Source organism: Denitratisoma sp. DHT3 (genome assembly GCF_007833355.1).
In the GTDB taxonomy this organism is placed as follows: Bacteria; Pseudomonadota; Gammaproteobacteria; order Burkholderiales; family Rhodocyclaceae; genus Denitratisoma.
Map to the genome: position 1 here is coordinate 2,321,140 of NZ_CP020914.1, position 23,969 is coordinate 2,345,108.

Annotated in this window: 25 protein-coding genes; 15 read left to right on the forward strand and 10 right to left on the reverse strand. The window is 68.1% G+C overall.

The genetic code is table 11. From position 1 onward, the window contains the following. The first annotated feature begins 18 nt into the window (after nucleotides 1-18). Genes B9N43_RS10650 through B9N43_RS10670 form a run of 5 tightly spaced genes read left to right on the forward strand, consistent with a single transcriptional unit; the run spans nucleotide 19 to nucleotide 7,316 of the window. The gene (locus B9N43_RS10650) at nucleotides 19-1,440 is read left to right on the forward strand and encodes an efflux transporter outer membrane subunit (protein WP_186453783.1); all 1,422 of its coding nucleotides are present in this window, start codon (nucleotides 19-21) and stop codon (nucleotides 1,438-1,440) included. 22 nt (nucleotides 1,441-1,462) lie between these two features. Then, nucleotides 1,463-2,635: an efflux RND transporter periplasmic adaptor subunit gene (locus tag B9N43_RS10655; protein ID WP_145842183.1), complete on the forward strand. Its 1,173-nt coding sequence runs from the start codon at nucleotides 1,463-1,465 to the stop codon at nucleotides 2,633-2,635. Nucleotides 2,636-2,656: 21 nt separating this feature from the next. Next, nucleotides 2,657-4,204, forward strand: coding sequence for a DHA2 family efflux MFS transporter permease subunit (locus tag B9N43_RS10660; RefSeq protein WP_145842184.1), 1,548 nt, complete (start codon nucleotides 2,657-2,659; stop codon nucleotides 4,202-4,204). 3 nt (nucleotides 4,205-4,207) lie between these two features. Then, entirely contained in the window at nucleotides 4,208-5,761 is a 1,554-nt protein-coding gene (locus B9N43_RS10665; RefSeq protein WP_145842185.1) for a DHA2 family efflux MFS transporter permease subunit, read from the forward strand. Nucleotide 5,762: 1 nt separating this feature from the next. Beyond that, nucleotides 5,763-7,316, forward strand: coding sequence for a DHA2 family efflux MFS transporter permease subunit (locus B9N43_RS10670; protein ID WP_145842186.1), 1,554 nt, complete (start codon nucleotides 5,763-5,765; stop codon nucleotides 7,314-7,316). Nucleotides 7,317-7,324: 8 nt separating this feature from the next. Here the strand turns inward: B9N43_RS10670 and B9N43_RS10675 are convergent, their stop codons facing one another. Then, the gene (locus B9N43_RS10675; protein WP_145842187.1) at nucleotides 7,325-8,782 is read right to left on the reverse strand and encodes an NAD-dependent succinate-semialdehyde dehydrogenase; all 1,458 of its coding nucleotides are present in this window, start codon (nucleotides 8,780-8,782) and stop codon (nucleotides 7,325-7,327) included. A gap of 150 nt (nucleotides 8,783-8,932) precedes the next feature. Between B9N43_RS10675 and B9N43_RS10680 the strand changes: the two genes are divergently transcribed. Further along, nucleotides 8,933-9,211, forward strand: coding sequence for a DUF6516 family protein (locus B9N43_RS10680; protein ID WP_186453784.1), 279 nt, complete (start codon nucleotides 8,933-8,935; stop codon nucleotides 9,209-9,211). Nucleotides 9,212-9,214: 3 nt separating this feature from the next. Then, nucleotides 9,215-9,565 carry a MarR family transcriptional regulator gene (locus tag B9N43_RS10685; protein WP_145842189.1) on the forward strand — a complete coding sequence of 117 codons (351 nt, stop codon included), beginning with the start codon at nucleotides 9,215-9,217 and terminating at the stop codon, nucleotides 9,563-9,565. Nucleotides 9,566-9,658: 93 nt separating this feature from the next. Here B9N43_RS10685 and rplI read toward each other — a convergent pair whose 3' ends face one another. Genes rplI through rpsF form a run of 4 tightly spaced genes read right to left on the reverse strand, consistent with a single transcriptional unit; the run spans nucleotide 9,659 to nucleotide 11,105 of the window. After that, a complete protein-coding gene (rplI, locus tag B9N43_RS10690) occupies nucleotides 9,659-10,108 on the reverse strand; it encodes a 50S ribosomal protein L9 (protein ID WP_145842190.1) in 450 nt (149 codons plus the stop codon). 14 nt (nucleotides 10,109-10,122) lie between these two features. After that, nucleotides 10,123-10,407, reverse strand: coding sequence for a 30S ribosomal protein S18 (rpsR, locus tag B9N43_RS10695; protein ID WP_145842191.1), 285 nt, complete (start codon nucleotides 10,405-10,407; stop codon nucleotides 10,123-10,125). Continuing rightward, nucleotides 10,385-10,729, reverse strand: coding sequence for a primosomal replication protein N (priB, locus tag B9N43_RS10700; protein ID WP_145842192.1), 345 nt, complete (start codon nucleotides 10,727-10,729; stop codon nucleotides 10,385-10,387). The genes rpsR and priB overlap by 23 nt, the downstream gene beginning before the upstream one ends. Nucleotide 10,730: 1 nt before the next feature. Beyond that, nucleotides 10,731-11,105 carry a 30S ribosomal protein S6 gene (gene rpsF, locus B9N43_RS10705; protein WP_145842193.1) on the reverse strand — a complete coding sequence of 125 codons (375 nt, stop codon included), beginning with the start codon at nucleotides 11,103-11,105 and terminating at the stop codon, nucleotides 10,731-10,733. 170 nt (nucleotides 11,106-11,275) lie between these two features. Here rpsF and rplU point away from each other — a divergent pair, with 170 nt between their 5' ends. The 5 genes from rplU to B9N43_RS10730 all read left to right on the forward strand — a co-directional run bounded on the left by rplU (nucleotide 11,276) and on the right by B9N43_RS10730 (nucleotide 15,519). Next, the gene (gene rplU / locus B9N43_RS10710) at nucleotides 11,276-11,587 is read left to right on the forward strand and encodes a 50S ribosomal protein L21 (protein WP_145842194.1); all 312 of its coding nucleotides are present in this window, start codon (nucleotides 11,276-11,278) and stop codon (nucleotides 11,585-11,587) included. A 24-nt stretch (nucleotides 11,588-11,611) separates the two neighbouring features. Further along, complete coding sequence (gene rpmA / locus B9N43_RS10715; RefSeq protein ID WP_145842195.1) at nucleotides 11,612-11,881, forward strand: 50S ribosomal protein L27; 270 nt, start codon at nucleotides 11,612-11,614, stop codon at nucleotides 11,879-11,881. 76 nt (nucleotides 11,882-11,957) lie between these two features. Further along, entirely contained in the window at nucleotides 11,958-13,043 is a 1,086-nt protein-coding gene (gene cgtA / locus B9N43_RS10720) for an Obg family GTPase CgtA (protein WP_145842196.1), read from the forward strand. Further along, a complete protein-coding gene (proB, locus tag B9N43_RS10725; protein ID WP_145842197.1) occupies nucleotides 13,018-14,133 on the forward strand; it encodes a glutamate 5-kinase in 1,116 nt (371 codons plus the stop codon). The genes cgtA and proB overlap by 26 nt, the downstream gene beginning before the upstream one ends. Before the next feature lie 162 nt (nucleotides 14,134-14,295). Continuing rightward, the gene (locus B9N43_RS10730) at nucleotides 14,296-15,519 is read left to right on the forward strand and encodes an alpha/beta hydrolase family protein (RefSeq protein WP_145842198.1); all 1,224 of its coding nucleotides are present in this window, start codon (nucleotides 14,296-14,298) and stop codon (nucleotides 15,517-15,519) included. 326 nt (nucleotides 15,520-15,845) lie between these two features. Here B9N43_RS10730 and grxD read toward each other — a convergent pair whose 3' ends face one another. The 4 genes from grxD to hemA form a co-directional block, all read right to left on the reverse strand. Beyond that, on the reverse strand, nucleotides 15,846-16,169 hold the full coding sequence (gene grxD, locus B9N43_RS10735) for a Grx4 family monothiol glutaredoxin (RefSeq protein ID WP_145842199.1): 324 nt from the start codon (nucleotides 16,167-16,169) through the stop codon (nucleotides 15,846-15,848). Between the two features lie 66 nt (nucleotides 16,170-16,235). Beyond that, on the reverse strand, nucleotides 16,236-17,093 hold the full coding sequence (gene prmC, locus B9N43_RS10740; protein WP_222428711.1) for a peptide chain release factor N(5)-glutamine methyltransferase: 858 nt from the start codon (nucleotides 17,091-17,093) through the stop codon (nucleotides 16,236-16,238). Nucleotides 17,094-17,266: 173 nt separating this feature from the next. Beyond that, nucleotides 17,267-18,349, reverse strand: coding sequence for a peptide chain release factor 1 (gene prfA, locus B9N43_RS10745; protein WP_145842201.1), 1,083 nt, complete (start codon nucleotides 18,347-18,349; stop codon nucleotides 17,267-17,269). A gap of 51 nt (nucleotides 18,350-18,400) precedes the next feature. Further along, nucleotides 18,401-19,651, reverse strand: a complete 1,251-nt coding sequence (hemA, locus tag B9N43_RS10750) for a glutamyl-tRNA reductase (protein WP_145842202.1) — start codon at nucleotides 19,649-19,651, stop codon at nucleotides 18,401-18,403. A 93-nt stretch (nucleotides 19,652-19,744) separates the two neighbouring features. Between hemA and glp the strand changes: the two genes are divergently transcribed. The 3 genes from glp to B9N43_RS10765 all read left to right on the forward strand — a co-directional run bounded on the left by glp (nucleotide 19,745) and on the right by B9N43_RS10765 (nucleotide 22,702). Beyond that, nucleotides 19,745-20,938, forward strand: coding sequence for a gephyrin-like molybdotransferase Glp (gene glp, locus B9N43_RS10755; protein WP_186453785.1), 1,194 nt, complete (start codon nucleotides 19,745-19,747; stop codon nucleotides 20,936-20,938). A 130-nt stretch (nucleotides 20,939-21,068) separates the two neighbouring features. After that, nucleotides 21,069-22,001: a protein-methionine-sulfoxide reductase catalytic subunit MsrP gene (gene msrP, locus B9N43_RS10760; protein WP_145842203.1), complete on the forward strand. Its 933-nt coding sequence runs from the start codon at nucleotides 21,069-21,071 to the stop codon at nucleotides 21,999-22,001. A gap of 2 nt (nucleotides 22,002-22,003) precedes the next feature. Further along, entirely contained in the window at nucleotides 22,004-22,702 is a 699-nt protein-coding gene (locus tag B9N43_RS10765; RefSeq protein ID WP_145842204.1) for a sulfite oxidase heme-binding subunit YedZ, read from the forward strand. Between the two features lie 387 nt (nucleotides 22,703-23,089). On the opposite strand, the gene B9N43_RS10770 is transcribed toward B9N43_RS10765, so the two are convergent. Beyond that, nucleotides 23,090-23,965, reverse strand: coding sequence for a methyltransferase domain-containing protein (locus B9N43_RS10770; protein ID WP_261379308.1), 876 nt, complete (start codon nucleotides 23,963-23,965; stop codon nucleotides 23,090-23,092). Between the last annotated feature and the right edge of the window lie 4 nt (nucleotides 23,966-23,969).

Genomic DNA, 23,969 nt, shown 5'->3' on the forward strand with positions numbered 1-23,969 from the left:
CGCCCCGGAGAATCCCCCGTGAAACCCTATCTGCTTCCTCTCGCACTATTGCTCGCCGGGTGCGCCAATCACGGCGATCTGGCGCCCGCCATCCGCCCGGTGGACGGCGCGGGACTGGCCACCGCTCAAACGCTCTCGGGGCCGGCCGCCCAGGGCGCGCCGGCCGCCGCCTGGTGGCGCGAATTCGGCGACCCGCAACTCGACGCCCTGATCGACGAAGCCCTGCAATCCGCGCCCAGCCTGCAACTGGCCGCCGCCCGCCTGCGCCAGGCCCTGGCCCAGGCGGGCGTGGCCGACTCGGCCACGCGGCCGCGCGTGATGGGTAATTACCAGGGCGACCGGGAGCGCATGAGCGAGCACTTCCTCTACCCGCCGCCGTTCGGCGGCTCGACGGTGACGATGAGCCGGCTGGCGCTCGACTTCTCCTACGAGCTGGATTTCTGGGGACGCCACCGGGAGACCATGAAAGGCGCCCAGTCCGAGGCGCGCGCCGCGGAACTGGAGCGGGAGACGGCACGTCTGGTGCTGGCCACCGGCATCGCCCGCAGCTACGTGGAGCTGGACCGGCTGCTGTCCCTGCAGGCGCTGTCGGACCGCCAGCTCCAGGCCGCGCGGGAGGCCGCCCACCTGGTGGACCAGCGCTTTGCCGCCGGCATCGACAACGAGCCGGCGCGCAACCGGGCCCGCGTCCAGGCCGCCGCCCTGGAAAACGAACAGGCCGCCATCGCCGAGCAGGTCCTGCGCGTGCGCCATCAACTCGCCGCCCTGCTGGGCGCCGGTCCCGACCGCGGGCTGGCGATCGGCCGCCCCGACCTGAAGAACGCCGGCGCGCTGGCCTTGCCCTCGGTGCTGCCCGCCGAGTTGATGGGCCGCCGCCCCGACGTGGTGGCGCAACGGCTGCGGGTCGAGGCGGCGGAGCACTACGCCGAGGCCACCAAGGCCGACTTCTATCCCAACGTCAATCTGAGCGCCTTCCTCGGCTTCCAGTCCATCGGCACCGATACCCTGCTCAAGTCGGGCAGCCGCATCGCCGGCCTCGGTCCCGCGGTCAGCCTGCCCATCTACGCCGGCGGCAACACTCGGGCGCGGGTCGCCGGCCGCTACGCCGAATACGACGCCGCGGCGGCCCAGTACAACGCCACCCTGACCACCGCCCTGCGGGAAATCGCCGACGCCGTGGGCGCCTGGCGCGCGGTGGAGGAAAGGGAAGCCGCCCAGCGCGTCGCCACCAACGAAAGCGGCAGGGCCTTCGACGCCGCCCGCCGCCGCCACGAGGCCGGAGTGGACAACCGGCTGGCGGTGATCGGCGCCGAAACCGAGGCCATCGCCGAACAGCGGCGCAGCGCCGACCTGCGCGCCCAGCGTTTCGCCGCCGCCATCGAACTCGCCCGCGCGCTGGGCGGCGGCTATGCCGAATCCACCGTCCTGGCGCGGCGCTGAACCGAATTCCACAGGAGTCATCATGAGCGAAGCTACCCCCATCGAGAACGGCAACGACAAGCGCCGCGCCCGCGCCCTCAAACTGCTGGCCCTGCTGTTCGCCGGCGCCGGCATCGCCTACGGCGCCTACTGGGCCTTCCACAGCCGTTTCCACGAAACCACCGATGACGCCTACGTGGCCGGCAACGTGGTGCAGGTGACGCCCCAGGTCGCCGGCGCGGTCAGCGCCATCTATGTCGAGGACACCGATTTCGTCCAGGCCGGCGCGCCGCTGGTCAAGCTGGATCAGGCCGACACCCGGCTCGCCCTGGAACAGGCGGAAGCCGAGCTGGCCCGCGCGGTGCGCGACGCGCGCGCCCTGTTCGCCAACGATGCCGGTTTCGCCGCGCTGGCGGTCCAGCGCGAAATCGACCTCGCCCGCCGCAAGGAAGACCTGGCCCGGCGCCAGGGTCTGGCCGCCAGCGGCGCGGTGTCGAAGGAGGAAGTCGACCACGCCGCCACCGCCGTCAAGGCGGCCGAGGCGGCGCTGACCACCGCCCGTGAACAGTTCACCGCCAACCGCGCGCAGACCAGCGGCACCACGGTGGCAAGCCATCCCAACGTGGCGCGGGCCGCCGCCAGGTTCAAGGAAGCCTTCCTGGCCCAGGCCCGCACCACCATCCTCGCGCCGGTCACCGGGCACGTCGCCAAGCGCGCCGTGCAGGCCGGCCAGCGCATCGCGCCGGGCACGCCGCTGATGGCGGTGGTGCCCCTGGACGCGCTGTGGGTGGATGCCAACTTCAAGGAAGTGCAGCTCAAACACATGCGCATCGGCCAGCCGGTCGCGCTCCATGCCGACCTCTACGGCGGCGGCGTGGAATACCGGGGCCGGATCGTCGGCCTGGGCGCCGGCACCGGCGCCGCCTTCGCCCTGCTGCCGGCGCAGAACGCCACCGGCAACTGGATCAAGGTGGTGCAGCGGGTGCCGGTGCGCATCTCCCTCGACCCCAAGCAGGTGGCGGAACATCCGCTGCGGGTGGGCCTCTCGATGCTGGCCGACGTGGATACGCACGACCGCGGCGGCAAGCCGGTGACCGAAGCCCAGCGCGACAAGCCGCTGGTGGTCAGCGAAGTCTATGGCGACCCGCTGAAGACAGCCGAGACCCGCCTCAAAGCCATCATCGCCGCCAACCTGGCCGAACCGGCAAGGTACTGACCCCCCCTCTCCTCCCCCGCCATGGCTGCCGCCGATGCCACGCACCCGCCCCTGCCGGCGGGGGAACGCCTCATCGCCACCCTGGCGGTCTCGCTGGCCATCTTCATGTACGGCCTGGACATGGCGGTGGCCAACGTCTCGATCCCGGCCATCGCCGGCGACCTGGGCGGCTCCCTGAGCCAGGGCACCTGGGTCATCACCGCCTACGCCGTCGCCAACGCGATCGTGATTCCCCTGACCGGCTGGCTGACGACCCGCTTCGGCCAGGTGCGGCTGTTCGTCGCCTCGGTGTTGCTGTTCACCCTGGCCTCGGCGCTGTGCGGCCTGTCCACCAGCCTGGAGATGCTGGTGTTCTTCCGCGGGGTGCAAGGCTTCGTCGCCGGACCGATGAATCCGCTCTCCATGGCGCTGCTGCTTTCCGCCTACCCGCCTCGGCAGGCTGCGGTGGCGATGGCCGCCTCGATGATGACCGGCATGATGTCCCCCGCCCTGGGCCCCATCCTCGGCGGCTGGATCACCGACAACCTTTCCTGGCCCTGGATCTTCTACATCAACATTCCGGTGGGCCTGTTCGCGGCGGCGGTGAGCTGGCGCATCTTCCGCCGGCGCGAGACGCCCCGCGTCAGGCAGCCGGTCGATTATGTGGGGCTGGCCCTGCTGGTGACCTGGGTCGGCGCCCTGCAGATCATGCTCGACCTGGGACGGGAACGCAGCTGGTTCGAGTCGCCGCTGGTGGTGGCACTGGGGCTGGTGGCTCTGGCGGGCTTCCTGTTTTTCCTGGTCTGGGAATGGTACGAAGCCCATCCGGCGGTCGAGCTGCGGCTGTTCAAGATTCCCAGTTTCGCCGTCAGCATCTGCATCCTGGCCGTCGTCAACGTGCCCTATTTCGGCAACGTGGTGCTGACGCCGCTCTGGCTCCAGGGTTCCCTGGGCTACACCGCCACCCTCTCCGGCTTCGTCGTCATGGGCGGCGGCCTGGCGATGTTCTTTTTCCAGCCCGTCGTCGGCAAGCTGGTGCCCCGGCTCGGCAGCCGGGAATTCGCCACCCTCGGGCTCGTCATCCTGATCGTCGCCTGCTATCTGCGCATCGGCTTCACCCCCGATCTGACCACCGGCGATCTGATCCTGCCGCAAGTCCTGCAGGGCCTGGGCACGGCGGCCATTTTCATGCCCATCGTGCTGCTGTCCTTGAACGGCGTGCCGCAGTCGAAGGTGGCCAGCGCCTCCGGACTGAACGCCTTCGCCCGCATCCTGGCGACCGGCACCGGCACCTCGATCGCGACCTCGCTCTGGGACCAGCGCACCATCCATCACCATGCGATCCTCAGCGAGCGGATCAATCCCTACAACGCGGACGCGGCCGCCGCCCTCGGCGACCTGACCCGCCAGTTCGGCGCCGAGGATGGATTGCGCAGCATCGATCGGCTGATCACCTCCCAGGCCCAGACCATGGCGATCAACGACTACAACGTGTTCGCGCTGGTCCTGTTCGCGCTCTGCATCGTGCTGATCTGGTCCCTGCGCCGCCAGGCCGCGGCCACGCATCCGGTCCCGGCCGGAGACCACTGAACCATGTCCGCCGCCCACGCGCCCCACCCGCCCCTGCCCGGCAGCGAACGCCTGCTGGCGACCATCGCGGTGTCCCTGGCCATCTTCATGTACGGCCTGGACATGGCGGTGGCCAACGTCTCGATCCCGGCCATCACCGGCAACCTCGGCGTTTCGCTCAACCAGGGCACCTGGGTGATCACCTCCTACGCCGTCGCCAACGCGATCGTGATCCCGCTGACCGGCTGGCTCACCGCCCGCTTCGGCCAGGTGCGGCTGTTCCTCACTTCCGCGCTGTTGTTCACCCTGGCCTCGGCGTTGTGCGGCCTGTCCACCAGCCTGGAGATGCTGGTGTTCTTCCGCTGTGTGCAGGGCGCGGTGGCCGGACCGATGAATCCGCTGGCGATGGCCCTGCTGTTGGCCGCCTATCCGCCGCAGAAGGCGGCGTTCGCGATGGGCGCCTCGATGATGACGGCGATGATGTCGCCCGCGCTGGGACCGGTGCTGGGCGGCTGGATCACGGACAATTTCTCCTGGCCCTGGATCTTCTACATCAACATTCCCGTCGGCCTGTTCTCCACCTGGGTCAGCTGGCGCATCTTCCGCCACCGCGAGTCGCCACGCGTCAAGCAGCCGGTGGACTACGTGGGCCTGATCCTGCTGGCCATCTGGGTCGGCGCATTCCAGGTGATGATGGAGCAGGGCCGCGAACACAACTGGTTCGACTCCGCCTGGGTGATCTTCCTCGGCATCACCTGCGTCACCGGTCTGATCTTCTTCCTGGTCTGGGAATGGTACGAGCCCCATCCGGTGGTGGAATTGCGGCTGTTCAAGATTCCAACCTTTTCCGTCAGCGCCACCATCGGCATCTTCACCAGCCTGCCCTTCTTCGGCAACATCGTGCTGACGCCGCTCTGGCTGCAAAGCTCGCTCGGCTACTCGGCGACCCAGGCCGGCCAGGTCGCCATGTTCAGCGGGCTGTTCATGTTCCTCTTCCAGCCCCTGGTGGCCCGCGCGGTGCCGCGGCTCGGCAGCCGCCGGCTGGCGGTGGTCGGGCTGTGCATCCTGATCGTCTCGGTGTATCTGCGCACCGGCTTCAACCCGCTCCTCACCAGCGTCGACATCATCATACCCATGGCCTTGCAGGGCATCGGCGCCGGCGCCGTCTTCATGCCCATCGCGCTGCTCTACATCTCCGACATGCCGCCGGCAAAAATCGCCAGCGCCAACGGCATCTACGCCTTCACCCGCACGCTGTCGATCGGCATCGGCACCTCGGTCGCCACCAGCCTGTGGGACAACCGCACCAGCCATCACCACGCGCAGTTGACGGCCCAGATCACCCCCTACAACGATGCCGCGACACAGGCGCTGGGCGGGCTGAGCGCGTCCCTCGGCAACGAGGGTGCCCTGGCGACGATGGAGCGGCTCATCACGGTGCAGGCCCAGACCCTCGGCGTGAATGACTACAACGTGTTCGCGATCGGATTGCTGCTGGCCGGCATCGCCTTCATCCTCCTGGTAAAGCCGGGCCGGCCGGCCGGCGCCGCGATGCCGGCGCCGATACTGGAACACTGAGATGAACGCGGCCCACGCCCCATTGCCCCCCATCGAGGGCGGCAAGCGCCTCTTGGCCACCCTGGCGGTCTCCCTGGCCTGCTTCATGTACACCCTGGAGATGGCGGTGGCCAATCTCTCCCTGCCGGCCATCGCCGGCGACCTGGGCGTGTCACCGCCCCAGGCGACCTGGGTGATCACCGCCTACGCCGTCACCAGCGCCATCATCACCCCCCTCTCCGGGTGGCTCACCGCCCGCGTCGGCCAGGTGCGGCTGTTCGTCTACTCCTTGCTGCTGTTCGCGCTGACCTCCCTGTTCTGCGCGCTGGCCACCAGCCTGCCGCTGCTGATTCTCGCCCGCTGCCTGCAGGGCGCCGTGGTGGCGCCGCTGATGCCGGTGGCGATCGCCTTGCTGCTGCAAGCCTATCCGCCGAGCCAGGCGGCGCTGGCGGTCTCCATTTCGATGTTCACCATGATGTTCTCGCCCGTGGTGGGGCCGATCATCGGCGGCTGGATCACCGAGAATCTGTCCTGGCCCTGGATCTTCTACATCAACGTGCCGATCGGCGTGCTGGTGGCGATCGCCTCGTGGCGGCTGTTCAAGGACCGGGAATCGCCCCGGGTGCGCCAGCCGGTGGATATGGTGGGCCTGATCCTGCTGGCGATCTGGGTCGGGGCGTTGCAGATCCTGCTGGACAAGGGGCGGGAACTGGGCTGGTTCGAGTCGGGGGAAATCCTCGCCCTGGGCGTCACGGCGCTGATGGGGTTCTGCTTCTTCCTGGTCTGGGAATGGTACGAGGCCCATCCGATCGTGGAATTGCGGCTCTTCGCCAACCGCAACTTCGTGGTGGGGACGGCCACCAACAGCCTCTGGAGCTTCATCTACCTGGGCAACATCCTGCTGCTGCCGCTCTGGCTGCAGCAGTCGCTGGGCTACACCGCCACCTGGGCCGGTCTGGTGGTGGCGCCCAGCGGCCTGGCCGCGGTGATCATGCAGCCGGTGGCCAATCGCCTGCTGGGCGTGTCCGGCATCCGTTCCCTGGCCACGGTGGGCCTTGCCATGCTGGCCCTGGCCGCCTATCTGCGGGCGGGGTTCACCAGCGGCGTGGCGCCGGAGCACATCGTCCCGGCGCAGATCTGCAACGGCATCGGCTCGACCTGCTTTTCCCTGGCCAGCAGCCTGCTGCTGTTCAACGGCCTGAGCCAGTGGCAGATCGCCAGCGCCTCCGGACTCTCATCCTTCGTGCGCCTGATGGCGACCGCCATGGGGACGTCGTTCGCCGCCACGATCTGGGACAGCCGCACCTACCATCATCGCAGCGAACTGGCGGCCCACGTCACCCCTTACGACAACGCCATCGGCCAGTTCATGAACAGCGCGTCGGCGCTGGGCATGGATCTCACGGGGGCGCTGATCGCGGTCGAGCATCAGCTCACGGCGCAGGCGCAGACCCTCGCCGCCAACGATTATTTCTGGCTTTCCTCACTGCTGTTTCTGGGCATCGCGGCACTCATCTGGCTGGCGCGCCCCGTCGCCGCGCCGCCGGGGACGCCGCCGGCGGTACTGGAGCACTGAGGGCCGGCTCAGGCGTGGATGCCGCCCAGGCACCAGTACTGGGTCTCCAGGTAATCCTCGATGCCGTGGCGGGAACCCTCCCGCCCCAGGCCCGATTCCTTCATGCCGCCGAAAGGCGCCACCTCCGTCGAGATCGCGCTTTCGTTGATGCCGACCATGCCGTACTCCAGCGCCTCGGCGACGCGGAACACCCGCGCCACGTCGCGGCTGTAGAAGTAGGCGGCAAGGCCGTATTCGGTGTCGTTGGCGAGCCGGATCGCCTCGGCCTCGTCGCGGAAGCGGAACAGCGGCGCCACCGGGCCGAAGGTCTCCTCGCGGGCGATGCGCATCGCCGGCGTCACGTCGGCCAGGATCGTCGGCTGGAAGAAGTTGCCGCCCAGCGCGTGGCGGGCGCCGCCGGCCAGCAGGCGGGCGCCCTTGTCCAGCGCGTCCCGCACGTGGGCCTCCACCTTGCTCACGGCAGCCGCCTCGATCAGGGGACCGATGCGGCTGGCCGGATCGCGCCCGTCGCCGACGGCCAGCTCCGCCACCGCGACGGCCAGGCGGCGCGCGAACTCGTCGTAGATGCCGTCCTGAATCAGCAGACGGTTGGCGCAGACGCAGGTCTGGCCGGCGTTGCGGTACTTGGAGGCGACCGCGCCGCGCACCGCCAGGTCGAGATCGGCGTCGTCGAAGACGATGAAGGGCGCGTTGCCGCCGAGTTCCAGGGAGACCTTCTTCACCGTGTCGGCGCACTGCCGCAGCAGCAGCTTGCCCACCTCGGTGGAGCCGGTGAAGCTGAGCTTGCGCACCGTGGGGCTGGCGCACAGCACCTGCCCCACGGTCTGCGGATCGGCGCTGGTGATCACGTTGAACACGCCCGGCGGCAGACCGGCCCGCGCGCCCAGTTCGGCCAGCGCCAGCGCCGAGAATGGCGTCAGTTCCGCCGGCTTGGCCACCATCGTGCAGCCGGCGGCGAGCGCCGCGCCGACCTTGCGGGTGAGCATTGCGGAGGGGAAGTTCCACGGCGTGATCGCGGCGCAGACGCCGACCGGCGTCTTCCGCACCAGCAGGCGCCGGTCGGGCGCGGTGGCGGGGATGGTTTCGCCATAGACCCGCTTGCCCTCCTCGGCGAACCACTCGATGAAGGATGCGCCGTAGGCGATCTCGCCCCGCGCCTCGGCCAGGGGCTTGCCCTGCTCCGCCGTCAGCAGGCGGGCCAGATCTTCCTGGTGGGTCAGGATCAGTTCGCACCAGCGGCGCAGGACGGCGCCCCGCTCGCGCGCGGTGCGGCGCCGCCAGTCCGGCCAGGCATCGGCCGCGGCGCGGATCGCCACCTCCGTCTGCGCCCGCCCCAGGTCCGGCACGGTCCCCAGCAGCGCGCCCGTGGCCGGATCGCGGACATCGAACCCGCCGCCCGCGCCATCGATCCATTGACCATCGACATGGGCCTGCTGACGGAACAGGCCGGGATCATCCAGATTCATGTTCGCTCTCCGTCGTGGAATATTTCAAGGTAGCACGGCCCCCACCTCCATCGACAATCCCAAGCGCACCGCGCATCTGGTGAAACACGTTCATACCAGGCGAACGATTGTTATATTGCTCATGAACAATACATTGCTAGAATGCAATATATGAAAGCCGCCCGCATTGTCCAAGCCAAAGAAATCCGGGACGACGGTTCCATCGTCGAGATCGTGGCCTGGGAGCTCGATGCGCCGCTGCCACCCTGCGCCCACCGTTACAAATACCGTCTGTTTTTTGGTCGTGCCGGTGAATGCTACGTCCGTTATGACAATGAGCGCGGCAAGGGAGACCATCGGCACTTCGGCAATGAGGAAACGGCCTACGCATTCACATCCATCAATGCGCTGCTGGACGATTTCGAGCGCGATGTCACAAACTGGAGGTAAGCCATGAAAGCCATTATCGAGGTCGGTCCCAAGGGTTCCATCTTTCGCAATGTGCGCACCCAGTTGGCGGATTCAAAGGATGGCCACGCACCCGACTATCGGCTGACGTTCGAATCGGCCAGGGTCATGTTTGCGGAACTGACGCCCGCCAGGCTGGATTTGATCAATACATTGCACGGCATGGGCCCTGTGAGCATCTATGCCCTGGCAAAGGCTGCCGGCCGAAATTACTCCAATGTCCATGCCGACATATCCCGCCTGATCGAACTGGGCATGGTGGAACGCAACGAGGACACCGTGGAAGTGAAATTCGACGCCGTCGAAATCCATATGGATCTGGCCAAGGCTGCCTGATCGTGAACTACGCGAGATAAGCGCTTCCATACCGGCACCCAACAAAAAGCCGCCCGAAGGCGGCTTTTTGTTGAAACGCGTTGCTGCCGGCGATCAGTGCTCGCCCAGCACCGAGACGGTGATGGTGACCACCACGTCGGGATGGGGCGCGACTTCGAGCTGGGTGTCGCCGATGGTCTTGAGCAGGCCGTTGGGCATGCGCACGGCGGCTTTCTCGACCTCGATGCCCTGCGCCTTGAGCGCATCGGCGACGTCGGCATTGCCGACGGAGCCGAACAGGCGGCCATCGACACCGGCCTTGCGGGTGATCTGCACCATCATGCCGTCGAGCTTGGTGCCCAGCGCCTGGGCGGCGGCCAGCTTCTCGGCCTGGACCTTTTCCAGCTCGGCGCGGCGGGCTTCGAACACTTTCAGGTTCTCGGCCGTGGCGCGCTTGGCCATGCCCTTCGGGATCAGGAAGTTGCGGGCATAGCCGTCCTTGACCTTGACCACGTCGCCGAGGCCGCCGAGGTTAACCACTTTTTCCATCAGAATGATTTGCATGGTCTGTCCCTCGCTCAAGCGTTGTGCAGGTCGGTGTAGGGCATCAGGGCCAGGAAGCGGGCGCGCTTGATGGCCGTCGACAGCTGACGCTGATAGCCGGTCTTGGTGCCGGTGATGCGGGCGGGCATGATCTTGCCGGTCTCGGTGACGAAGTCCTTGAGGATTTCAACATCCTTGTAGTCGATCTCTTCGATCTTCTCCGCGCTGAAGCGGCAGAACTTGCGACGCTTGAACAGGCTGCGGCCCTTGTCGTCCTTGCGCTTGTTGTTAGCGCCCTTACCTTTTGGTTTGAATGCCATCTGGATTTCCTTCCAAAAATTCGATTGTCTTCACATGCAGCACCGGCGTCCGGCTCTTCAGGCTCCGGGCGGCGATGAAGCCGCCGAGATGAAGCCCGTCGCCCGTTTGTGCGCCGGTCAGCAGATTCGCTGTCGGCCCCACGGCCACACAGGGCATTTCGCATTCCACGCGCCGCATCGCTCCCGCCTCCTCCTGCTCGGACTGGTGTACCAAGCGGAATTCGACGACCGGAACGCCGGCTGGCGTGTAGCGCAATGCCCCCCGCTCAAGGATCTGCCCGGAGAGCCGGATCAGATTGGTGGCTGCGGCGGGGAACGTCAAGTCAGGCAGCCGGCGCCTCCGCCTTGGCTTCGACCGCGGGCGTCAGGGAGCGGGACTTCTCTTCCTTCATCATCGGCGAGGGCGCAGTGACGGCCTTGTCCATCTTGATGGTCAGGTGGCGCAGCACGGCGTCGTTGAACTTGAAGGCGTTTTCCAGCTCGGCCAGGGTCTCGCCGTCGCACTCGATGTTCATCAGTACGTAGTGGGCCTTGTGCACCTTCTGGATCGGATAGGCCATCTGACGGCGGCCCCAGTCTTCCAGGCGATGGATCGCGCCGTTGCGGCCGGTCACCAGGGTCTGGTAGCGCTCGATCATGGCCGGAACCTGCTCGGACTGGTCCGGATGAACGATGAAAACGATTTCGTAGTGTCGCATGCAATCTCCTTATGGCTGACAGCCCTCCCGGATGCGTGCGGGTGGGGCAAGGTTGAAAGGCCGCGAATTGTAGGGGAAAACCCTCGCAAATTCAACATTGCTTTGACCTGGCGGCAACAGCTGCGTATAATCCGCCCCCTTTCGTACCATCCATCAATGGAGTCCATATCATGTATGCGGTCATAAAAACCGGCGGCAAGCAGTATCGCGTCGCTGCCGGCGAAAAGATCAAAGTAGAACAGATACCGGCAGACGTGGGCGCTGAAATCACTCTCGACCAGGTTCTCATGGTCGGCGAGGGCGAGTCGGTGAAGATCGGCGCGCCCCTGGTTTCCGGCGCCAAGGTCACGGCCAAGGTCGTCTCCCACGGTCGTCACGACAAGATCCGGATTTTCAAGATGCGCCGGCGCAAGCACTACCAGAAGCACCAGGGCCATCGCCAGAACTACACCGAACTGGAAATCAGCGGCATCGCCGCCTGATGACGTAAGCGAAGGAGTCATCACATGGCACACAAAAAAGCAGGCGGCAGTTCCCGCAACGGCCGCGACTCGGAATCGAAACGCCTGGGCGTCAAGCGCTACGGCGACCAACTGGTTTCCGCCGGCAGCATCATCGTGCGTCAGCGCGGCACCCAGTTCCACCCCGGCCTGAACGTCGGCATCGGCAAGGACCACACCCTGTTCGCCAAGATCGACGGCAAGGTGCAGTTCACCGTCAAGGGCGCGGCGCAGCGCAAGCTGGTCAACATCGTCCCCGTTGCCGAGCAAGCCTGACGACGCAGCAAGGGTCCGTAGCCCGGCAAAAGCCCTATCCCTGCGATAGGGCTTTTGTATTTTTGGAGTTCCCCGCATGAAGTTCTTCGACGAAGCGAAAATCGAAGTCGTCGCCGGCGACGGCGGGAACGGCGTCGCTTCGTTCCGCCGCGAGAAGTTCATCCCCTTCGGCGGCCCCGACGGCGGCGACGGCGGTCGCGGCGGCAGCATCTACGCGGTGGCCGACCGCAATCTCAACACCCTGATCGACTACCGCTACACGCGCATGTTCCGCGCCCAGAAGGGCGAGAACGGCCGGGGCTCGGACTGCTACGGCAAGGGCGGCGCGGACATGGAACTGCGCATGCCGGTGGGCACGGTGATTGCCGATTTCGAGACCGGCGAGCCGATCGCCGACCTCGACCGCGACGGCAAGCGCGCACTGATCGCCCAGGGCGGCCGCGGCGGCCTGGGCAACCTGCATTTCAAATCCAGCACCAACCGGGCGCCGCGCAAATGCACGCCGGGCACGCCGGGCGAGCAGCGCCTGCTCAAGCTGGAACTGAAAGTGCTGGCCGACGTGGGCCTGCTGGGCCTGCCCAACGCCGGCAAATCCACCTTCATCCGCGCCGTCTCGGCGGCCCGTCCCAAGGTGGCGGACTACCCCTTCACCACGCTGCACCCCAACCTGGGCGTGGTGCGGGTGGACGAGAACCGCAGTTTCGTCATCGCCGACATCCCCGGCCTGATCGAGGGCGCGGCGGAAGGCGCGGGGCTCGGCCACCGGTTCCTGAAGCACTTGCAGCGCACCGGCATCCTGCTGCACCTGGTCGACATCGCCCCCTTCGACCCCGACGCCGACCCGGTGCGGGACGCGCGGGCGATCCTCGAGGAACTGCGCAAGTACGACGAGGCCCTCCACGCCAAGCCGCGCTGGCTGGTGATCAACAAGATCGACCTGGTGCCCGAGGATGAAAGGGCGGACCGCATCGCCGCGCTGATCGACGGCTACGGTGCGGTGGATCGCCACTTCGTCATCTCCGGCCTCACCGGCGACGGCTGCAAGCCCCTGACCTTCGCCGTCATGGACTACCTGGAACAACATCCCCGCCCGACCAGCGAGGTCGCGGCGGACGACGACACGGACACGGATGCCGATGAGAGCGAGGATCGCGAAGAGTAAGCGCCTGATCGTCAAGGTCGGCAGCGCCCTGGTCACCAACGACGGCGCCGGCCTGTCGCAGGACTTCATCGCCGAATGCGCCCGGCAGATCGCCGCCCTGCACACCCAGGGGCGGGAAGTGGTGCTGGTCTCCTCCGGCGCCATCGCCGCCGGCATGCAGCGCCTGGGCTGGACCCGTCGCCCCCATGAAATCCACGAATTGCAGGCGGCGGCGGCCGTCGGTCAGATGGGGCTGTGTCAGACCTACGAAACCTGCTTCGCCGGCCACGGCCTCAAGGCCGCCCAGATTCTGCTGACCCACGACGACCTGGCCGACCGCACCCGCTACCTGAACGCCCGCTCCACCCTGGTGACCCTGCTGGGCCTGGGCGTGGTGCCGATCATCAACGAGAACGACACCGTGGTCACCGACGAAATCAAGTTCGGTGACAACGACACCCTGGGCGCGCTGGTGGCCAACCTGGTGGAAGCCGACGCGCTGGTGATCCTCACCGACCAGCAGGGCCTCTACAGCGCCGATCCGCGCAAGGACCCGGGCGCCAGCCTGATCCACGAAGGCGAGGCCAGCGACCGCCGCTTCGAGGCGATGGCCGGCGGCAGCGGCAGCGCCATCAGCAAGGGCGGCATGATCACCAAGATTCGCGCCGCGCAACGGGCGGCGCGCAGCGGCGCGCACACCCTGATCGCCAGCGGCCGCGAACACAACGTGCTGCCGCGGCTGCTGGCGGGGGAAACCCTGGGCACGCTGCTGCATGCCGGATCCAGCCCGATGGCCGCGCGCAAGCAGTGGCTGGCCGACCATCTGCAACTGGCCGGCAGCCTGAGTCTGGACGCCGGCGCCGAGCAGGCTTTGCGTTCCGGCCGCAGCCTGCTGCCGATCGGCGTCATCGCCGTCGAGGGCGAGTTCGAGCGGGGCGCCGCGGTCGCCTGCCGCGACGGCGCGGGACGCGAAATCGCCCGCGGCCTGATCAACTACTCCAGTTCCGAAGCGCGCCGCATCGCCCGCCACGCCAGCCAGGAAATCGAAACCCTGCTCGGCTACGTGGACGAGGAAGAGCTGATCCACCGCGACAATCTGGTGCTGCTGTAAGCGAAGGTCCAGGGCGAACCGCGTACCGCGCGCCCTTACATCGCCTTACATTCGCCCCGCCTCCCGCAACACCCCGCCGGCCGCGACGGCGCTAGACTTCAGCGGGTCCGCGCCTCTTGCGGCGGACGTCCCGCAGCCAGCTGCCTCCCGAGCCCGCACACCATGCACAACCGCAACGGCCTGCGCCACTTCAGCATCGCCACCCTGGCCCTCGCCATGCTCTCGGGCTGCGCGTCGTCGCCGCCCGTACCGCGCATCGACGACGACCTGGTCAAGCAGTTCGCCGGGCGCGGCTATCTGAGCGACGACCGCTTCGGCGTCAGCACCTCCTTCGCCACCTGGCGGATCCAGGATCAGCCGCTGGACGTCGCCCTCGCCGTCCCCACCGGCAAAGGGCCGGTACCGCTGGTCGTCTACCTACCGGCATTGGGAGAGAGCCGAGCAGCGGGAGCCACCTGGCGCACCGCCTGGGCGCAGGCGGGCTTCGCGGTGCTGTCCTGCCAGTTGCGCCCGCAGGACAGCCAGGCCTGGTCCTCTCCGCGCGCCCGTGCGGGGGACTTCACCACGCTGGCAAAGGAAAGCTATTCCGGCGCCGTCATGACGCAGCGATTGACGACCCTTGACCACGTGATCGCGGAAGTGCGGCGCCGCGCCGCCGCCGGCGAGGCGCCCTACGACCGCATCGATACCTCCCGTCTCGCCCTGGCCGGCTACGACCTGGGCGCCTACACCAGCCTGGTGGCGGCGGGCGAGAACCTGCGCGGACTGGCCGACCCCCGGCCGCCGTTGCCGGCTTTCCAGGCCGTCATCGCCATCAGCCCCTATGCCGATTTCGGCGGGCTGCCCTTTCCCAGCCGCTACGACGGTGTCCATGTTCCCGTGCTGTCGGTGACCAGCGAGGAGGATGGCGACGCCCTGGGACTGGTGACCTCGCCCTACCTGCGCCGCGCGCCCTTCGAACACATGCCGCCCGGCGACAAGCTGCTGCTGACTCTCTCCGGCCTGCCCCATCAGGGATTGGGCGGCAACGGCACGGTAGCGCCGCCGAACGCGGAGCACAGGGATGGCAGGAATGGGGAAGGCCACGAAACCTCCGGCCGCCGCGGCGGCGAAGGCGGGGGTGGAGGCGGCCAGGGCCGGCAACGCGGCGGACGACACGGCGGCGGCATGCCCGCGGGCGGCGGCGAGCGCGGTGACGGCGGACGGATGCCGCCGCAGGGCGGCGGGATTTCCCTGACCCGACAGGCATTGGAAGCCAGCGCCGTACAGGGCGTCAGCACCGCCTTTCTCGATGCCTATCTGCGCCAGGACGCCACGGCGCAGGAATGGCTGCGAAAGGACGCTCCCCGCTGGCTGGGCGACAAGGGGCGGCTGGAGCGGCGCTAAAATTCCGGCTCGCCCCCTGGCTCGCCCCCCTTCGCCCCCCTCCGGGGGGGTCGATATGGCTCGCTGCGCTCGGGTGTTTTGGGGGCTTCGTAGCAGCAGCCTGCCATTTGCGCCTGGCGGCGCGGCGGAAAAGCTCTGTCAAGGAAGCACGGGAGTTCTGACCGTGTACGTGTAGGAGCGGGCCATGCCCGCGAACCGGTGGGCGGCAATGCGCTGGTCGCGGGCATGGCCCGCTCCTATGAGACGCGGAGGGTTTTCGCCGTGCCCGCCGTGTCGCCGTGGTTTTCCTTGCGGTGGCCGGCGGGAAAAGCTCCGTCAGGGGCCGCTTACTCGGACTTGAGGAGCGGCTCCAGCAGCTTCTGCAGTTCGCCCGACGCGTACATCTCGCTGGCGATGTCGCAGCCGCCGATGAATTCGCCGTTGACGTAGAGCTGGGGAATGGTCGGCCAGTTGGCGTAGTCCTTGACGCCCTGGCGGATGGTCTCGTCGGCCAGCACATTCACCGTCACCAGATCGGTCACGCCGCAGGCCTTGAGGATCTGGATCACCCGGGAAGAAAAGCCGCACTGGGGAAACTGGGCCGTGCCCTTCATGAACAGTACGACGGGGTTCTTGGTCACGGTTTCGTGAATCTGCTGCTGGACGTCCATGGGAATTCCTTGATGAATAGTTGAGTTTATTACTCGGGAAATTGTACCGGTACGCGGGAAGCCCGGTCAAGCCGAACAAGTATTGAATTCGTTTCCAGCCGCCCCGACGGCGCCGCCGGAAACCCGGATGACGCCGGCCAGGTCGCGATGCTGTTCGATCTCCACGAAGCCGCTCTGCGCCAGGATCGCCGCCACGGCTTCGGCCTGATCGTAGCCGTGCTCCAGCAGCAGCCAGCCGCCCGGCGCCAGATGCGCCGGCGCGGCGGCGGCGATGTGGCGGATATCGTCCAGGCCGTCGGCGCCGCTGGCCAGCGCGGACAGCGGCTCGAAGCGCAGGTCGCCCTCGCCCAGATGGCGATCCCCCGCCGCCACGTAGGGCGGGTTGGAGACGATCAGGTCGAAACGCCGTCCGGCCAACTCCACGAACCAGCTGCTGGCGACAAACTCCAGCTTGGCGCCGAGCCGGGCGCCGTTGTCGCGCGCCACGGCCAGCGCCGCCGGAGAGGCGTCCACGGCGGTGACGGCGGCGCGGGCGCATTCCAGCGCCAGGGTGACGGCGATGCAGCCGCTGCCGGTGCCCAGGTCGAGGATGCGCGGCGCGCTTATCTGGCCCACCTCACGCACCTTGGCCAGCGCCAGGTCCACCAGCAGTTCGGTTTCCGGCCGGGGAATGAGGACGTCCGGCGTCACCGTGAAATCCCGCCCGTAGAACTCCCGTTGCCCCAGCAGGTAGGCCACCGGCTCCCCGGCGCCACGGCGCGCCACCAGGGCCTCGAAACTGGCGGCGACAGCGGCCGGCAGCGGATCGTCGCGATGGGCCTCGAGCCAGGCGCCGTTGCGGCCGAGCAGGTGGCCCAGCAGCAGACGCGCCTCGGCGGCAGGAATCAGCGACCTCGCCCAGGCCAGGGCTTCGGCGAGGATCATGGGAGCCACCATCCCATGCAGTCTCGCCGCCGGGCAGCCCCCAAGGCGAGACGGCCCGTTCGCGAAGCGAACATCCGCCGGCCGCCTCTACGGAGTTCCCCGTGACAACCGAGCGCAGCGAGCAAGCGGGCTCCCCCGCCCCAGGGCGGGGGCTGGGGGGTGGGGTACCGCATCTACTGTTCCCCGGCCAGCGCCGCCAGCAACTCGGCCTGGTGTTCGGCGGTCAGCGCGGCCACCAGTTCGTCCAGGTCGCCGTCCATGATCGCGTCGATCTTGTAGAGGGTCAGGTTGATGCGATGGTCGGTGACCCGGCCCTGGGGAAAGTTGTAGGTGCGGATGCGCTCGGAGCGGTCGCCGCTGCCCACCAGGCTCTTGCGGGTGGAGGCGATCTTCCGCTGCTGCTCCTGCTCGCGCGCGGCCTGGATGCGGGCGGCGAGCACGCTCATGGCCTGGGCCTTGTTGCGGTGCTGGGAGCGGTCGTCCTGGCATTCGACGACGATGCCGGTGGGCAGGTGGGTGATGCGCACCGCCGAGTCGGTCTTGTTGATGTGCTGGCCGCCGGCGCCGGAAGCGCGAAAGGTGTCGATGCGCAGGTCGGCCGGGTTGATCTCCACCGCCGCCAGTTCGTCGGCCTCGGGCATCACCGCCACGGTGCAGGCCGAGGTGTGGATGCGGCCCTGCGACTCGGTCTCCGGCACGCGCTGGACGCGGTGGCCGCCGGATTCGAACTTGAGCCGGGAATAGGCGCCCTGGCCCTCGATGCGGCAGATGATCTCGCGATAGCCGCCCAGGTCGGACTCGTTCTTCGACACCACCTCGACCCGCCAGCGCTGGCGTTCGGCATAGCGCGCATACATGCGGAACAGGTCGCCGGCGAACAGCGCCGACTCGTCGCCGCCGGTGCCGGCGCGGATCTCCAGGAACAGGTTCTTGTCGTCGTTGGGATCGCGGGGCAGCAGGGCCACCTGCAGCTCGTCCTCCAGCCGCGCCAGCTCGGCCTGGGTCGACTCGATCTCGGCGGCGGCCAGTTCCTTCATCTCCGGATCGGCCAGCATCTCCCGAGCGCCGGCCAGATCGGCCTCGGCGCGGCGCCAGGCATCGTAGAGGGCCACCACCGGCTCGATCTCGGCGTGTTCGCGGGTCAGCTTGCGAAAGCCGTCCATGTTGCGCGTCGCCTCCTCGCTGGCGAGCAGGGCGTCGATCTCCTCCTTGCGGAGGGTGAGGTTTTCGAGCTTGTCGAGGATGCTGGGTTTCATGGCAAAAAACGACGATCGCCGCCCGGCCGGGCGGCGCTCCGGCAATGAGCGCTAATTGTGCTGGTGGAGGCGGTAGATCCGGGAGATCAGCCGGGCCACCTGCTCCCGTTCCTCGCCGCCCTCGTTGAGCGCCTGGGTGGGCGCGTGGATCAGCTTGTTGGTCAGGCCACGGGACAGCGCCTCGATCACCCGCAGCGGATCGTCGCCCCGCGCCAGCAGCTTCAGGGCATGCTCCATCTCGTGGCGCCGCGCCCGCTCCGCCGCGTCGCGCAGGGCGCGGATCACCGGCACCACCTCGCGCGCGTCCACCCAGTCGAGGAAACTGGTCACCTGGCCATCGATGATGGCCTCGGCCTCGATCACCGCCGCCTGACGCGATTCCAGGCCCAGCTCGACGATCTGCGCCAGGTCGTCCAGGGTGTAGAGGAACACGTCGTCGAGCTTGCCCACCTCGGCCTCGATGTCGCGCGGCAACGCCAGATCCACCATCACCATCGGGCGATGGCGGCGCGCCTTCAGCGCCCGCTCCACCATGCCCAGCCCGACGATGGGTAGCGGGCTGGCGGTGCAGGACACCACCACGTCATAATCGGCGAGCCGCTCGCCCAGCTCGTCCAGGCGCAGGGCGTCGCCGCCGAAACGCTGGGCCAGGACCCCGGCCCGGTCCAGGGTGCGGTTGGCCACCGTCAGGCGGCGCGGCTTCTCGGCGGCGAAATGGGCGGCGCAGAGCTCGACCATCTCGCCGGCGCCGATGAACAGCACCCGCTGGGCAGACAGGCTCTCGAAAATCCGCCCCGACAGGTGCACCGCGGCGGCGGCCATGGACACGATGTTGGCGCCGATGGCGGTGGTGGAGCGCACCTCCTTGGCCACCGCGAAAGTGCGCTGGAACAGCTTGTTGAGCAAGGTGCCCAGGGTGCCCGCCTCTTCCGCCGTGCGCGCCGCCTGCTTCATCTGGCCCAGGATCTGGGGCTCGCCCAGCACCATCGAATCCAGGCCGCTGGCGACCCGGAACAGGTGGCGCACCGCGTCGCGCTGGGGATGGGTGTACAGGTAGGGCGAGACCTGCTGGGGCGACAACTGGTGATACTCGGCCAGCCACGCCGCCGCCGCCACCGGGTCCTCGGTGGCGCAGTACACCTCGGTGCGGTTGCAGGTGGACAGGATCGCCGCCTCCTGCACCGGCTTGGCCCGCAGCAGATCGTGCAGGGCCTGTGGCAGGCGCGCCAGGTCGAAAGCCACCCGTTCGCGCACGGCGAGGGGGGCGGTGTGATGATTGAGACCGAGGGCGAAGACCTGCATGGGCAAGCCGGAAAACGAATTGGAGATGAATTATAGTACCGCCTCGCCGTGCGCCGCAGGCGGACGGCTCCTTCATTTTCCGATCCCATCGCCATGACCCTGCTCTCCTTCGACGCCGCCCGCGCCGCACTCCTGGCCTCGGCCCACCCCATCGACGACATCGAATGGCCCGATCTGGCCGAAGCCTACGGCCGCGTCCTGGCCGCGGACCTCACCTCGCCCCTGACCGTGCCGTCCTTCGACAATTCGGCGATGGACGGCTACGCTCTGCGGGCGGCGGACGTGCCGGCGCCCGGCACGCGCCTGCCGGTGAGCCAGCGCATCACCGCCGGCGCCAGCGGCGAACCGTTGGCACCGGGCAGCGCCGCCCGCATCTTCACCGGCGCCCCGCTGCCCGCCGGCGCCGACACGGTGGTGATGCAGGAGCTGTGCGAGGCCGGCGACGGCATGGTGACGATCCAGCACCAGCCCAGGCCGGGCGACCACGTGCGCCTGGCCGGCGCCGACATCCGCGCCGGCACGACGATCCTCGCCGCCGGCACGCGGCTCTCGGCCGCCGCCCTGGGCCTGGCCGCCTCGGTGGGCGTCGAGCGCCTGCCGCTGCGGCGGCGCCTGCGGGTGGCGATCTTCAGCACCGGCGACGAGCTGCGCAACCCTGGCCAGCCGCTGGGGCCGGGCCAGATCTACAACTCCAACCGCTACGTGATGCGCGGCTTCCTCCAGTCGCTGGGGCTGGAGGTCGTGGACCTGGGCATCGTCGCCGACGATCGGCAGATCACTCGCGACGCGCTGCTGCGCGCCGCCGCCGCGGCCGACGTGATCCTCGCCAGCGGCGGCATGTCCGAGGGCGAGGAAGACCACGTCGCCGCCGCCGTCCGCGCCGAGGGGCGGCTGGACGTCTGGAAGGTCGCGATGAAGCCGGGCAAGCCCCTGGCCTTCGGCAGCGTCGGGCAGACCCCGTTCATCGGCCTGCCCGGCAACCCGGTGGCGGTGTGGGTGGGCCTGCTGTTGCTGGTCGAGCCCTTCCTGGCGCGCCGCCAGGGCGCGACGGAGCAAACCGCGAGCCCGCAGCGGCTGCGGGCCGACTTCTCCTGGAAGGTGAAAGGCAACCGCCTGGAGTTCCTGCGCGTGCGCAAGAACGCCCAAGGCGGGCTGGACTGCTATCTGGACCAGAGCTCGGGCGTGCTGTCCTCCGCCGTCTGGGCCGATGGCCTCGCCGTCATCCCGCCCGGGACCGAGGTACGGCCGGGCGACGAGGTGGACTTCATCGCCCGCCCCGCCGGCTGAACGACCATGCGTCCGCGCCGTCGGCGCGGCGTCCATGACGACCCCCGGCGCCACGGCGAGCTGTCAAGGAAGGCCGAACCGGCGCGGCGTTTTTCTGTCAATATCCTAGTGTTCCAGTAGGATATGTGCCATGTACCCCATTCCGAGTTCCGAAATCACGCCGCGCGAGATCTTCGAGCGGCGTCGGGAGTTCCTCCGCGCCGCCGCCGCGTCGTTCGGCGCACTGGGGACGCCGGCCCTGGCCGGGGAGAAACTGCCGGCCACATCCCCCCCGAATCTCGCCCCCAATCCCGGCCCCTATTCCACGCGCGAAACCCTGACGCCCTACAAGGCCGTCACCGGCTACAACAATTTCTATGAATTCGGCACCGACAAGACCGATCCGGAACGAGAGGCCCAGCGCCTGCGCACCCGGCCCTGGACGGTGCGCGTCGAAGGACTGGCGCAGCGCCCGCGCAGCTTCGGCATCGAGGAACTGCTGAAGCTCGCGCCGCTGGAGGATCGCATCTACCGGCTGCGCTGCGTCGAGGGCTGGAGCATGGTGATCCCGTGGATCGGCTATCCCCTCTCCCATCTGCTGAAGACCGTGGGACCACTGGGCAGCGCGAAGTACGTGGAATTCGTTTCCGCCACCCAGCCCGACGCCATGCCCGAGCTGCGCCGCCGCGTGCTGGACTGGCCCTACACCGAGGGGCTGCGTCTGGACGAGGCGCTGCATCCGCTGACCCTCCTGGTCTTCGGCCTCTACGGCGAGGCGTTGCCGAAACAGAACGGCGCCCCGCTGCGCATCGTGGTGCCCTGGAAGTACGGCTTCAAGAGCGCCAAATCGATCGTCGCGATCCGTCTCGTGGAAACACAGCCCTCGACCAGCTGGGTCAAGGCCAACCCCGACGAATACGGTTTCTATTCCAACGTCAATCCGGCGGTGGACCACCCGCGCTGGAGCCAGGCCCGGGAGCGCCGCCTGGGCGAATTCCTCAAGCGCGAGACCCTGCCGTTCAACGGCTACGGCGAGCAGGTGGCCGGCCTCTACAGCGGGATGGACCTGAAAAAATACTTCTGACCATGAAAGCCGCCAGCGTGAAAAACCCCAGCGCCACCACCATCGCCGCCGTCAAGGCCGGCCTGTTCCTCGTCTGCCTGCTGCCCCTGGCCCACCTGGGCTGGGGCGCCTGGCAGGACGACCTGGGCGCCAACCCGATCGAATTCGTCACCCGCGGCCTGGGCACCTGGACGCTGAACTTTCTCCTGATCACACTCACCGTGACACCGCTGCGGCGGCTTTCCGGCTGGCACTGGCTGCTGCGCCTGCGGCGGATGCTGGGGCTGTTCGTTTTCTTCTACGCCTGCCTGCACCTCACGAGCTATCTGTGGTGGGACCAGTTCTTCGACTGGCACGCGATCGGCAAGGACATCGTCAAGCGCCCCTTCATCACCGTGGGCATGGCGGCCTTCCTGCTCACCGCCGCCCTGGCGCTGACCTCCAACGCCTGGGCGATCCGCCGCCTGGGCGGCCGCCGCTGGCAGGAACTGCATCGCAGCATCTACGCCATCGCCATCCTGGCGGTGCTGCACTACAGCTGGCTGGTTAAAAAGGATTTGTTCCTGCCCGTGCTGTATTTCGCCCTCGTCGCGCTGCTGCTGGGCATGCGCGCCTACTGGCGCAACCAGGAGCGGCAGGCGCAGCTGGCCGGCAAATACCTGCATCCCCGACGCGGCCGGGTCATTCCCATCATGGTCAAGCCAGGGCGATTGCATGAATGAGGAGTGAGGGGTTCATTCCATCGCACTGGCGGAGAGCATCGACAAGCGACGGATTGTCGTTAAAATCGCTACAATCCAACGGTGATTTGGTAAGGGCAAAAAGTAGGCCCAGATACAATCCGGGTCTTTATTTTTGGCTTTTGGAAAAGCACATTGATTGTATCCATAAAAGATACAATCATTCTATGAACAATTGTTGCGGGAGCAAACAATGCGTACCGCCACCTCGGTCGCGGCTCAGAATCGCGGGAGCCCGTTACCATTACCCGCCGGGGACCTGCGCGGCTGACGTGGTGATCTCCAGCGATGAGGATCTGCTGACGCTCAATCCTTACCGGCGGATACCCGTAATCTCGCCCAGAGAATATCTGGACCGCTGACCAGGCCTCACGGCCGTTTCTGGAACTGGATCACCGAGCGGCCGTCGGCGGTCCTGGTGGGCGGCTGTGGCGCCGCCTTCCAGGCGTGGCCATACACCACCTCGAAAGTCGCCGGCAGCGGATCGCCGCTTTCCGCCCAGGCCGCCAGCACGCGCCGCCACTGGCGCCAGGGCAGATGCCCGAGGAGGCCGTCGCGCACCCCGAGATGGCGCTGGTCGCGCAGCAGGCCGCGCGGCGTGCGGTAGGTGAGGGTGATCAGCTCCATGTCCATCACCGGGTCGGCGAAGCCGGCGGCGACCAGCATGTCGCCGATGTCGTGCATGTCGTGAAAAGCGCGCAGCGGCGGCTCGATGCCGCAGGCGCGGGCGGCGGCGCGCAGTTCCTTCAGGGTGTCGGGGCCGAGCAGGGAGAACGTCAGCAGGCCGTCCACCGCCAGCACGCGCTGGAGTTCGCGCAAGGCCGGCAGGGGATCGTCCAGCCAGTGCAGCATCAGGTTGGACCAGATCAGGTCGAGGCTGCCGTCGGCCAGCGGCAGGCAATTCACGTCGCCATTCACCAGGCGCGCGCCGCGCGCCGCCGGGCCGCCCCGGAGCCGCTCTCCCAGTCGTTGAAGAAGGGACGCGCCACGGACTGCCGGGGTCCGCTCCATTTGTGTCACTCGGGCCAGCATCGGCAGCGCGTAATCCAGCGCGACGGGCAGCGCCTCCGGGTAGCGCGCCTGCAAGGCGCGCACGCCGGCGCCGGTGGCGCAGCCGATGTCGGCCAGGCGCGCGGGCTGGAGGCGGACGACGTCGAGGCGCGCGTCCATGCGGCGCCCCACTTCGGCCGCCAGCACGGCGGCCTGGTCGTAGCTGGCGGCGGCCCGGGCGAAATCAGCGCGCACGCCG

Coding starts and splice junctions, on each gene's coding strand:
- B9N43_RS10655 (WP_145842183.1), top strand. CDS start 1,463: ATGAGCGAAGCTACCCCCATCGAGAACGGCAACGACAAGCGCCGCGCC.
- B9N43_RS10660 (WP_145842184.1), top strand. CDS start 2,657: ATGGCTGCCGCCGATGCCACGCACCCGCCCCTGCCGGCGGGGGAACGC.
- B9N43_RS10665 (WP_145842185.1), top strand. CDS start 4,208: ATGTCCGCCGCCCACGCGCCCCACCCGCCCCTGCCCGGCAGCGAACGC.
- B9N43_RS10670 (WP_145842186.1), top strand. CDS start 5,763: ATGAACGCGGCCCACGCCCCATTGCCCCCCATCGAGGGCGGCAAGCGC.
- B9N43_RS10675 (WP_145842187.1), bottom strand. CDS start 8,782: ATGAATCTGGATGATCCCGGCCTGTTCCGTCAGCAGGCCCATGTCGAT.
- B9N43_RS10680 (WP_186453784.1), top strand. CDS start 8,933: ATGAAAGCCGCCCGCATTGTCCAAGCCAAAGAAATCCGGGACGACGGT.
- B9N43_RS10685 (WP_145842189.1), top strand. CDS start 9,215: ATGAAAGCCATTATCGAGGTCGGTCCCAAGGGTTCCATCTTTCGCAAT.
- rplI (WP_145842190.1), bottom strand. CDS start 10,108: ATGCAAATCATTCTGATGGAAAAAGTGGTTAACCTCGGCGGCCTCGGC.
- rpsR (WP_145842191.1), bottom strand. CDS start 10,407: ATGGCATTCAAACCAAAAGGTAAGGGCGCTAACAACAAGCGCAAGGAC.
- rpsF (WP_145842193.1), bottom strand. CDS start 11,105: ATGCGACACTACGAAATCGTTTTCATCGTTCATCCGGACCAGTCCGAG.
- rplU (WP_145842194.1), top strand. CDS start 11,276: ATGTATGCGGTCATAAAAACCGGCGGCAAGCAGTATCGCGTCGCTGCC.
- rpmA (WP_145842195.1), top strand. CDS start 11,612: ATGGCACACAAAAAAGCAGGCGGCAGTTCCCGCAACGGCCGCGACTCG.
- cgtA (WP_145842196.1), top strand. CDS start 11,958: ATGAAGTTCTTCGACGAAGCGAAAATCGAAGTCGTCGCCGGCGACGGC.
- proB (WP_145842197.1), top strand. CDS start 13,018: ATGAGAGCGAGGATCGCGAAGAGTAAGCGCCTGATCGTCAAGGTCGGC.
- B9N43_RS10730 (WP_145842198.1), top strand. CDS start 14,296: ATGCACAACCGCAACGGCCTGCGCCACTTCAGCATCGCCACCCTGGCC.
- grxD (WP_145842199.1), bottom strand. CDS start 16,169: ATGGACGTCCAGCAGCAGATTCACGAAACCGTGACCAAGAACCCCGTC.
- prmC (WP_222428711.1), bottom strand. CDS start 17,093: ATGATCCTCGCCGAAGCCCTGGCCTGGGCGAGGTCGCTGATTCCTGCC.
- prfA (WP_145842201.1), bottom strand. CDS start 18,349: ATGAAACCCAGCATCCTCGACAAGCTCGAAAACCTCACCCTCCGCAAG.
- hemA (WP_145842202.1), bottom strand. CDS start 19,651: ATGCAGGTCTTCGCCCTCGGTCTCAATCATCACACCGCCCCCCTCGCC.
- glp (WP_186453785.1), top strand. CDS start 19,745: ATGACCCTGCTCTCCTTCGACGCCGCCCGCGCCGCACTCCTGGCCTCG.
- msrP (WP_145842203.1), top strand. CDS start 21,069: ATGTACCCCATTCCGAGTTCCGAAATCACGCCGCGCGAGATCTTCGAG.
- B9N43_RS10765 (WP_145842204.1), top strand. CDS start 22,004: ATGAAAGCCGCCAGCGTGAAAAACCCCAGCGCCACCACCATCGCCGCC.